Source organism: Bradyrhizobium sp. CCH5-F6 (assembly GCF_001556045.1).
GTDB lineage: Bacteria > Pseudomonadota > Alphaproteobacteria > Rhizobiales > Xanthobacteraceae > Bradyrhizobium.
In genome coordinates, this window is record NZ_LSIC01000193.1 from 42,937 (window position 1) to 51,374 (window position 8,438).

9 protein-coding genes and 1 pseudogene are annotated in these 8,438 nt (G+C 64.5%); 7 read left to right on the top strand and 3 right to left on the bottom strand.

Annotated elements, in window-relative coordinates; all coding sequences use genetic code 11:
- Positions 1-58: 58 nt before the first annotated feature.
- The 3 genes from AX729_RS33485 (at position 59) to AX729_RS40190 (ending at position 1,600) form a co-directional block, all read left to right on the top strand.
- A complete protein-coding gene (locus tag AX729_RS33485; protein ID WP_061028437.1) occupies positions 59-967 on the top strand; it encodes a 4-hydroxy-tetrahydrodipicolinate synthase family protein in 909 nt (302 codons plus the stop codon).
- A gap of 207 nt (positions 968-1,174) precedes the next feature.
- Entirely contained in the window at positions 1,175-1,324 is a 150-nt protein-coding gene (locus AX729_RS40815; RefSeq protein ID WP_197433738.1) for a hypothetical protein, read from the top strand.
- Positions 1,325-1,453: 129 nt separating this feature from the next.
- Positions 1,454-1,600, top strand: a complete 147-nt coding sequence (locus AX729_RS40190) for a hypothetical protein (protein ID WP_197433739.1) — start codon at positions 1,454-1,456, stop codon at positions 1,598-1,600.
- Between the two features lie 79 nt (positions 1,601-1,679).
- Here the strand turns inward: AX729_RS40190 and AX729_RS33490 are convergent, their stop codons facing one another.
- Both AX729_RS33490 and AX729_RS33495 read right to left on the bottom strand, forming a co-directional pair.
- Positions 1,680-2,357, bottom strand: coding sequence for an AAA family ATPase (locus AX729_RS33490; RefSeq protein ID WP_061028439.1), 678 nt, complete (start codon positions 2,355-2,357; stop codon positions 1,680-1,682).
- Positions 2,358-2,777: 420 nt separating this feature from the next.
- Complete coding sequence (locus AX729_RS33495; protein ID WP_061028441.1) at positions 2,778-3,119, bottom strand: hypothetical protein; 342 nt, start codon at positions 3,117-3,119, stop codon at positions 2,778-2,780.
- A 483-nt stretch (positions 3,120-3,602) separates the two neighbouring features.
- Here AX729_RS33495 and AX729_RS33500 point away from each other — a divergent pair, with 483 nt between their 5' ends.
- The 3 genes from AX729_RS33500 to AX729_RS33510 are packed head-to-tail and all read left to right on the top strand — an operon-like array spanning position 3,603 to position 6,646.
- Positions 3,603-4,769, top strand: coding sequence for a CaiB/BaiF CoA transferase family protein (locus AX729_RS33500; protein ID WP_061028443.1), 1,167 nt, complete (start codon positions 3,603-3,605; stop codon positions 4,767-4,769).
- A 2-nt stretch (positions 4,770-4,771) separates the two neighbouring features.
- Positions 4,772-5,695 (top strand): HpcH/HpaI aldolase/citrate lyase family protein, encoded by a 924-nt coding sequence (locus AX729_RS33505; RefSeq protein WP_061028445.1) that lies wholly within the window; start codon positions 4,772-4,774, stop codon positions 5,693-5,695.
- Positions 5,696-5,701: 6 nt separating this feature from the next.
- Positions 5,702-6,646 (top strand): AEC family transporter, encoded by a 945-nt coding sequence (locus AX729_RS33510; RefSeq protein ID WP_061028447.1) that lies wholly within the window; start codon positions 5,702-5,704, stop codon positions 6,644-6,646.
- A gap of 131 nt (positions 6,647-6,777) precedes the next feature.
- On the opposite strand, the gene AX729_RS33515 is transcribed toward AX729_RS33510, so the two are convergent.
- Positions 6,778-8,025 (bottom strand): vanadium-dependent haloperoxidase, encoded by a 1,248-nt coding sequence (locus tag AX729_RS33515; protein WP_245325486.1) that lies wholly within the window; start codon positions 8,023-8,025, stop codon positions 6,778-6,780.
- A 224-nt stretch (positions 8,026-8,249) separates the two neighbouring features.
- Between AX729_RS33515 and AX729_RS33520 the strand changes: the two are divergent.
- A pseudogene (locus AX729_RS33520) lies at positions 8,250-8,438 on the top strand (AEC family transporter); the annotation flags it as partial.

The following is an 8,438-nucleotide window of genomic DNA, read 5'->3' on the forward strand; positions in this document are numbered from 1 at the left end:
GGGGTTTTTTCATGTGCCCTCCGTCTCAGGCCTTTTTTCCCGAGAAGGAGATGGAAACATGACCGGACTTGAAGATCACTTGCACGGACTGTGGCTGCCGCTGGTGACGCCGTTTCAGGACGGCGCGCTGGACGAGAGGTCGCTGCGGCGGCTGACGCGGCACTACGGCGCGGGCGCCGTCGACGGCTTCATCCTGGGGGCGACCTCAGGCGAAGGCATGACGCTGCGCGAGGCCGAGCTCGAACGGCTCGTCGCCGTGGTGCGCGACGAGATGGCGGCCAGCGGCCGCACCGTGCCGATCTGCCTTGGGCTCTCGGGCGCGGACACCTCACGGCTGATGGAGCGTCTCGACGAGACCGCGGACTGGCCGATCGACGGTTACCTGATCGCCAGTCCCTATTATGTGCGGCCGTCGCAACGCGGGCTGCTGGCGCATTTCGAGGCGCTCGCCGATCACGCCGCATGGCCGATTGCGCTCTACAACATTCCCTATCGCTGCGCGGTCAACATCACCAACCAGACCATGCTGCGGCTCGCCGAGCACAGGAACATCGTCGGCCTGAAGGATTGCGGCGCCAGCCGCGAGCAATCGATCGCACTGCTGCGCGACCGTCCGAAGGACTTTCGCGTGCTCACCGGCGAGGACGCGAATTACTTCGAAGCACTCACCGACGGCGCCGACGGCGGCATCGTGCTGTCGGCCCATGTCGAGACCGCGACCTTTGCGACTGTGTATGCCGAACTGAAGCGCGGCAACCACGACGCGGCGCTGGCGCGCTGGAACGAGGTTGCCGAACTGACGCGTCTGCTGTTCGCCGAGCCGAGCCCCGCGCCGGCGAAGTACTGGTTGTGGCGGACTGGCCTGATCGACAGTCCCGAAGTGCGCCTGCCGATGGTGGAAGTGAGCAGCGAGCTCGCAGCGGCGATCGATCGCGAGATCGAGCGGCGGACGAAGGTCGCGGCGTAGCGGCTTCTCTCAACGCGCTCGCAACCGTCCCTTCTCCCCTTGCGGTAGAGGTGGCGCGAAGCGCCGGATGAGGGGAGAGAGGGAAAGAGGAGGCCGTGGTTAACTTCATCCCAACGGCCTTCGCTGTTGCCGCATGGCGCATCCACGGCTCGTTTACGCGATCGCGCCTATCGTCGTCGTTCAACACCTTCAAAAGGGGGAATGACAATGGGGCATCGCATCCCGCCGACGGCCGCGCGGCAATTCGCGCCTGCCGATCTCTTGCAGGGAATTCTGGTGGTGTCGTCGTTCGGGTTCTGGGCGGTGATGCTCGGCCTGATGCCGGTGCTGCTGTTTCGCGTCTGGCTGGTCGGCTGACGGAAGCGACGCGGGATGGTTAACCCGTGGTAACACCTGTGTTCAAAATGCACGGGCAGCCGCGATCCGGATCTTAAAACATCCCTGATATCCCTGACGCCCATAAGCGAAGAAATCGCGGAGGCGTTTGTGAATAGTCAGAATGATATGGCGTCGCATTACGACGCCGGACAGCAGGGCTTTACCACCGAGGACATTCTCTGGGCCGTCGGCATCTGGTCGGTGATCCTGACCATGTCGCCAGTCATCGTGTTCTACATGCTGATGGTGGCGTAGCTCGTCCCCACCGGATCCAAGAAACGCAAAACGCGCGGCTCGTCCGCGCGTTCTTCGTCCGGGGAATGAACAATGAAAATCAAGCCGCCTGCTTGTGCATTGCGCCGGAAGCCGACGCCGTGCCGCGAATAGCCTTCACCGAACGCTCGATCGCCGCCCACAGCCTTGCAATTTCCTGGGCCGCACGGCTATCGGCCTGATACTCGCGCGCGCCTTCGCCGTGGCTCAGCGCCATCAGCAGGTCGGAACGGTTGGTGATCTGGCCGCCCCACACCGGAGCACGGAATTTCGCGAGCGCCTCGCGGGCGATGGTGACGATCGGGCTTTCGGCTTCGTCACGGCGCGCCGGCGCACCGTTGAGCACGACCGCGTAGGGCTTGCGCGCGGCGCGGCACATCTGGATGGTTTCCTGCACCGCGTTGACGTCGAACACGCCGGGACGCGCCGGAATGATCACCATCGTGGCGTTGCGGATCGCGTCGTCGACGACGGCCGACAGGTTCGGCGGCGTGTCGATCAACACCCATTCATAGCCGTCGCGCTTGGCAGCGGAGACGATGCCGCTGACGGAATTCACGGCAGCCTTGATCGGCGGCTCGTTGGTGCCACGCAATTTGTGCCACAGCGTGAGCGAGCCCTGCGGGTCCGCGTCCACGAGCATGACTTGCTTGCTTGCCTTGATCTGCGCGGCAAGATGTGCAGCCAGGGTACTCTTGCCCGAGCCGCCTTTACGCGATGCAAAAACAATAACGTTCATACCTTCGGCCTCCAGATTGACCCCAGGCCGCGAAAATGAATCAGCGCGCTGATTCGTGAAAGATAAATTTATCGCGAGCCGCGCAAAAGCCACGAAATAACGAGGCGTACTGGCTTTTGAGTCACACTGGCCGGTGTGACGTCACACACGAACCGCAGCAAGGCGCTTTGCGCGGGTGCAATCATGCTTTTTTGAGCCGCGACGGCACCGGAAGGAATGCAACCTTGCCGGGCAAACCTCGCAACACCTCTTTTCGACCGGGCCCGACCGCATTTGCCGCGAGGTTTGCGCAGCGCTGCGCGAACAAAACGAGTCCGGTGGCTGGCGCGAAGCTGATATCGCCGCCCACGGCGAGCCGGACCCACGATGTGGGACGTCCGGCACGACGGAGCTTCAAGACGGGAAAGCCGCTGCCCGGGCTCAGCTTTCGCTGGATTTCTTCTTCGGCGTCGACTTGGTGCTCTTCTTCGCAGCCTTCGGCGCGATGTTGGTCGGCTTGCCGGCGCGGACCTCGCGCGGCTCGGGGCCGCGGCGGAAGAACACCGCGCATTGCGGCGAGAGCTGCGCCTTCTTCTTGATCATGCAGGCGGTGATGGCATCGACGTTCGGCACGAACTCGCTGCACAGCCGCATCGCATCCGGCGAGCAGGCCTGCTGCTCCTCCTGGGTGTAGGCGAAACCGGCGCGCGGCAGGGCCAGGACGGCCAGGGCCAACCCGAGGGTTGCAGCGGCCAAGAATGTTTTGAAGCGCAACGCCGACATTGATTCCCCCACATGATGAGTCAGGGGAATAGTGGGTGAACGGCGGTTCGTTGGCAACGAGGGCAGATGCGAAAGCCGCGACGTGTGCGGTCTCGGCAACAGGGCGGTGCCCCAGCCCTCCCCCGCAAGCGCTCGGCTATCGCATCGGAGGTCTTGGCAGGACCTGAGCGCACGCCTCGTCCTTCGAGACGACCGCTTCGCGGTCTCCTCAGGATGAGGCTAAGTGCCATCGGTGCCCGGTGGAACTGCTGCCGCGCACCCGGTGTCCTGAGGGGCGACGAACGTGAAAACCGCGAAAACAACCCCATGCACAGTAGCCAAGTCACGGCAATCGCTGCGGATTTCATTTCTTAGGATTTGGCGAAGTCGGGTTTGACTTGTCGGGCAAAACAGGGGCATGATGGCACCATCAAAAAGATGCGCGTGAGGTGGTGCCTGTCTCCTGCGCTGATCAGAAGCGTTGGCGGGAGTGGAGGCGATCGCATGGAGGGGAACGAGGCGGAGCTGCCGCTATCGGGCGTGACGGTGGTCTCGCTGGAGCAGGCGATCGCGGCGCCGCTGGCCAGCCGGCACCTGGCGGATTGGGGCGCGCGGGTCATCAAGATCGAGCGGCCGGGCGCGGGCGATTTCTGCCGGGACTACGATCACGTGATGAACGGCATGTCGAGCCAGTTCGTCTGGACCAACCGCTCCAAGGAAAGCCTCGCCATCGACATCAAGAGCGAGAGCGGCCGCAAGGTGCTCGACGCCCTGCTGCCGAAAGCGGACGTGTTCATCCAGAACCTCGCGCCCGGCGCCGCCGAGCGGCTCGGCCTCGATGCCGCGTCGCTCCTGCGCAAATTCCCGCGCCTCATCGCCTGCGACGTCTCGGGCTATGGCCCAGGGGGCCCCTACAGCGACAAGAAGGCCTATGATCTGCTGGTGCAGTGCGAGGCCGGCGTGCTCGCGATCAACGGCACCGAGGCGGAGCCCGCCAAGGTGGGTCTGTCGGTGGTTGATATCGCCACCGGCATGTACATCCTCAACGGTGTGCTGATGGCGCTGTACCGCCGCGAGCGGACCGGCAAGGGCACGGCGTTCCAGGCCTCGCTGTTCGATTCCATCACGGACTGGATGAGCTATCCCGCCTTCTACACCGCGCGCACCGGCCGGCCGCTGCCGCGCACCGGCGCGCGGCACGCCACCATCGCGCCTTACGGACCGTTTCGCGTCGGCGACGGCAGCACGATCTTCTTCGGCATCCAGAACGACCGGGAATGGCGCTCGCTGTGCCGCGTCGTGCTCGGCGACGCCGGCTTCGCCGACCATCCGCGCTTCCGCACCAACCCGCTGCGGATGCAGAACCGGGACGATCTGGAGGCGCATATCGAGCAGCACTTCGCAGCGATGACCGGCGATGAGGTGCTGCGGCTGCTCGATGAAGCCTCCATTGCCAACGCGCATCTGAACTCGGTGGAGGCCTTCCTGAAGCACGAGCAGTTGCACGCGCGGGGGCGGGTGCAGAGCGTCGGTTCTCCCAACGGCCCGGTGATGAGCTTCCTGCCCGCGCTCACCCTGCCCGGCGTCTCGCCGCGGATGGACCCGGTGCCCGATGTCGGCGAGCACAACGAGGCCATCCTCCGCGAGCTCGGTCTCACCGGGGAGAACTGACGATGGTCTCGCTGCGGCCGAGCCGGGCCTATCTGGCTGTTCCCGCCCATCGCGCCCGGCTCGTCGCCAAGGCGGCGGCATCATTGGCGGACGCGGTGTTCATGGATCTCGAGGATGCCGTGCCGCCCGCGGAGAAGGGCGTCGCGCTGGAGGAAGCGGCGCGGTCGCTGTCTTCGCTCGACTGGGGCCACAAGCGCGTCGCGGTCAGGCTCAACGCTGTCGACAGCCCGTTCATCGCGGACGAGATCCGCGCGCTCGCGGCCTTGCCGCGGCTGGATGCGGTGATCGTGCCGAAGGCGGAGCGCGCCGGCGACATCGTCGCCATCGCCGATCGCTTGGGCGCGGCCGCGCCGGACCGGCCCTCGCCCGTCGCGCTGGAATTGCTGATCGAGACCGCGCTCGGTCTCGTCAATGTCGATGCGCTCGCCGCCGCGCATCCAGGCGTGGCCGCGCTGCATCTCGGCGTCGGCGACCTCGCGGCCTCGCTCGGCGCCCGCACCTCCGACATCGGGATCTCGCCGGACGGCTATCGCCATGTCGGCTCGGCGCAGAGCGGCTACGTTTCCGCGCCGCTCGACCTGTTCGCCTATCCCATGATGCGCGTGCTGGTGGCCGCGCGCGCCTTCGGCCTGCGCGCCATCGACGGCCCCTGCGGCGCGTTCCGCGACGCCAGGCTGACTGAGGCCAGCGCGCAGAAGGCAGCGGCTATGGGCTTCGACGGCAAGCAGGTCATTCATCCTGACCAGATCGAGCCGACGCTGCGCGCCTTCACGCCGTCGGACGAAGAGCTGGCCCAGGCGCGGCGCGTCGTCGAAGCCATGGAGAGCGCGGAGGCGCAAGGCCAGGGCGCGGTGACGCTCGACGGCAAGATGATCGACTATGCCAATGTGCGGATGGCGCGGCGGATCATCGAGCTGGGGTCGTAGCTGCGCATGGCCACCTTGCTGATCGTCGCGCCGGTGTTCGCGCTGATCGCGGCCGGCTATGCCTCGGTGCTGTTTCGCTTCGTCTCGGAGAGCGCGCACAAGGGCATCAGCGAATTCGCCTTCAGCATCGCGATCCCCGCGCTGCTGTTCCGCACCATCGTCGTCTCGGAATTCCCCGACGTCAGCCCCTACCGGATGTGGGGCGCCTATTACGGCGCGCTGGCGTTGACCTGGATCGCGGCGATGGCGGTCTCGGCGCTGCTGCGCCGCGGGCGCGGCGGCAGCGAAGACGGCGTCGTGTTCGCGATCGGGTCGGTCTACGGCAACATCGTGATGCTCGGCATTCCCCTCGTGCTCTCCGCGCTCGGCAACGAGGCCGCAGGCCCGATGGCGCTGATCCTGTCGGTGAACACGCCGCTGCTCTGGCTGTGCGGCACGCTGCAGATGGAGTTCGTCAGCCGCAGGCAGGCGGGCTCGCCGCTCGCGATCGTCTGGCCCGTGATCGCGGACCTCGCGCGGAACCCGTTGATGCTGGCGATCGGCTTCGGCGTGATCTGGCGCTTCACCGGCCTCGGCCTCACCCCCGTCGTCGACCGCACCATCGAGCTGCTGGCGCAGGCGGGCTCACCGACGGCGCTGATCGCGCTCGGCATCAACCTGTTTCGCTTCGAGGTGAAGGGCGAAAAGCTGAGCATCCTGGTGATGTGCGCGCTGAAGCTCGCGGCCATGCCGGCAGCCGCCTTCGTGCTGGCAAGATTGCTCGACCTGCCGCCGATCGCCGCCGGTGTCATCGTGCTGTTCGCGGCGATGCCGACCGGCGCGAATGCCTACATCTTCGCGGTGCAATATCAGCGGCTGGTCAACCCGGTCTCAGGCGCGGTGGCGCTGGGCACGCTGCTGGCGGCGCTGACACTGCCGGTGGTGGTGTTGATGGTGGCGGTGTTGAGATAGCCGTGACCTCAGAAATGCAAGACGGTCTCTTTCAGAGCGGGCAACAAGCGCAATGAAAAGCAGGCAGGGCACTGGCGGCCCTGCCCGCCATGTTCAGACGTCTACTGGCTCTGCCTGGATGCGAGACACCCTTACTGCTTCGGCTCAGCTCGCGCTTCCAGCCCGCGAAGCTGTGTCCCGACAGTCAGATCACCGATTTTTCGACCCATGTCCTTTCCGACCTCTGTCGAGAAACGATAATGGAAGCCGGCATAGATGCGCGCATTGGCGACCTCGTCGCTATAATCCTGGATCTTGGACCATTTGCGAGTCACCCCTGGCGCAGTGGGGCTGGTCATCGACAACTCCATTTCGTCGCCGGCGATCGACCGGAGGACTGTGGAAACCGCAGCCGATATGATGCAGTGGGCGCAGGGGTATTCGGGATGCATTGGCGTTTCACCCAGCGGCAACCAGGACGCGTCGCGTGGCGTCATCGGGTTGTGCGTGATGTCCGCGTTGCGAATGGCCGTCATTGGCCGCCAGAAATTGTAATGATACTTCGCATCAAAGACCGCAACGATGGCGTCGTTCGCAGCGATCTCGGCGAGGGCGAACAGACGAGCGCAATCAACGACGTCCATGCGCTTGGCCGATGCGACTTGCCGGATGATTGGATTGAAACTGGGAGGCCCGACCAGGAACCAGAAGCGTCCGATCGCCGTCTGCTCTGGCGTTCGCGTGGTGCTGTTGCGAGCACCGAGCTCCCGAATTTCGTTGACGTCTCTGGTCCAGGTCTCGGAATCAAGCGACGGTGGTGGCACTGGACGGAATTGTGAGCCCGACGTGATGACCCAAGGGGAAGTTGCTCCAGACGTCGAGGCGGCCGGCACCACCGTCGGCACATAGACACCCGGGGCCGTGTAGGGGCGATAAATCTCCTGGGCGTCACTGCCGTCATCCCTGCGCAACGCTATCACGCCGGAAGCGGCAATGTTTCCAAGCTCGATTCCATTCGCCTTTCCGTCCGTACCCGGAATGCCGGAAAGCGATGCAAGCAACGCCGCATCAAGGACTGACTTTTGGTCCGGGTAGATCGTCAGAAGGATGTTGTAAGCCGCAGCCGACGCTGCGGCTTCCTTGGACGTCGAGCGGTCTGCTACGAGATCCAGCTTGTATGGAGCGTACCGCCTTTCGATCGCGTTGACGGCCTCGAACATGGCCACGTGAAGCATCGACATCGTCCGGGCCTGCGGCGCAGGCAGTATCTTCTTTTCAGCAGCAATCGCATCTGCTTTCGCGTTCCAATCCATGATGACATCGGCACGCGCGGTGCCGACGCAAACTGCGAGAGCGGCGATGATCAGGAATGGAGATTTCGTTGCAAGGAACGTCTTCATCTTCATGCTCCTCGTTGTCAAGAGAGCGACACCTTGTACGGACGGGCCGCGCAAGAACATGGAAGTGCAGAACGATCTTAAGATGTCAGCAAGCCTGCTGATGTGAGACACTTTACACTCATCGGTGCCTTCGCTCGAGAATTCTGAAGACGCGATTCAAAGAGTAAGATCGACTGCCTTACATGATGCGCGCCCCATCATCTCGGCAGTCTGGTACCCATCACATGCCTGACGTCGCGGGATCGGCGGATGTGCTGATTGCGCGCGGCATCAACCTGCTCCGCTTCGAGGTGAAGGGCGAGAAGCTGAGCATTCTGCTGATGTGCGCGCTGAAGCTTGCGGTGATGTCGGCGGCCGCGTTCGTGCTGGCAAGACTGCTCGACCTGCCGCCGATTGCGGCCGGCGTCGTCGAG

Coding starts and splice junctions, on each gene's coding strand:
- AX729_RS33485 (WP_061028437.1), top strand. CDS start 59: ATGACCGGACTTGAAGATCACTTGCACGGACTGTGGCTGCCGCTGGTG.
- AX729_RS33500 (WP_061028443.1), top strand. CDS start 3,603: ATGGAGGGGAACGAGGCGGAGCTGCCGCTATCGGGCGTGACGGTGGTC.
- AX729_RS33515 (WP_245325486.1), bottom strand. CDS start 8,025: ATGAAGACGTTCCTTGCAACGAAATCTCCATTCCTGATCATCGCCGCT.
- AX729_RS33490 (WP_061028439.1), bottom strand. CDS start 2,357: ATGAACGTTATTGTTTTTGCATCGCGTAAAGGCGGCTCGGGCAAGAGT.
- AX729_RS33505 (WP_061028445.1), top strand. CDS start 4,772: ATGGTCTCGCTGCGGCCGAGCCGGGCCTATCTGGCTGTTCCCGCCCAT.
- AX729_RS33510 (WP_061028447.1), top strand. CDS start 5,702: ATGGCCACCTTGCTGATCGTCGCGCCGGTGTTCGCGCTGATCGCGGCC.
- AX729_RS33495 (WP_061028441.1), bottom strand. CDS start 3,119: ATGTCGGCGTTGCGCTTCAAAACATTCTTGGCCGCTGCAACCCTCGGG.
- AX729_RS40815 (WP_197433738.1), top strand. CDS start 1,175: ATGGGGCATCGCATCCCGCCGACGGCCGCGCGGCAATTCGCGCCTGCC.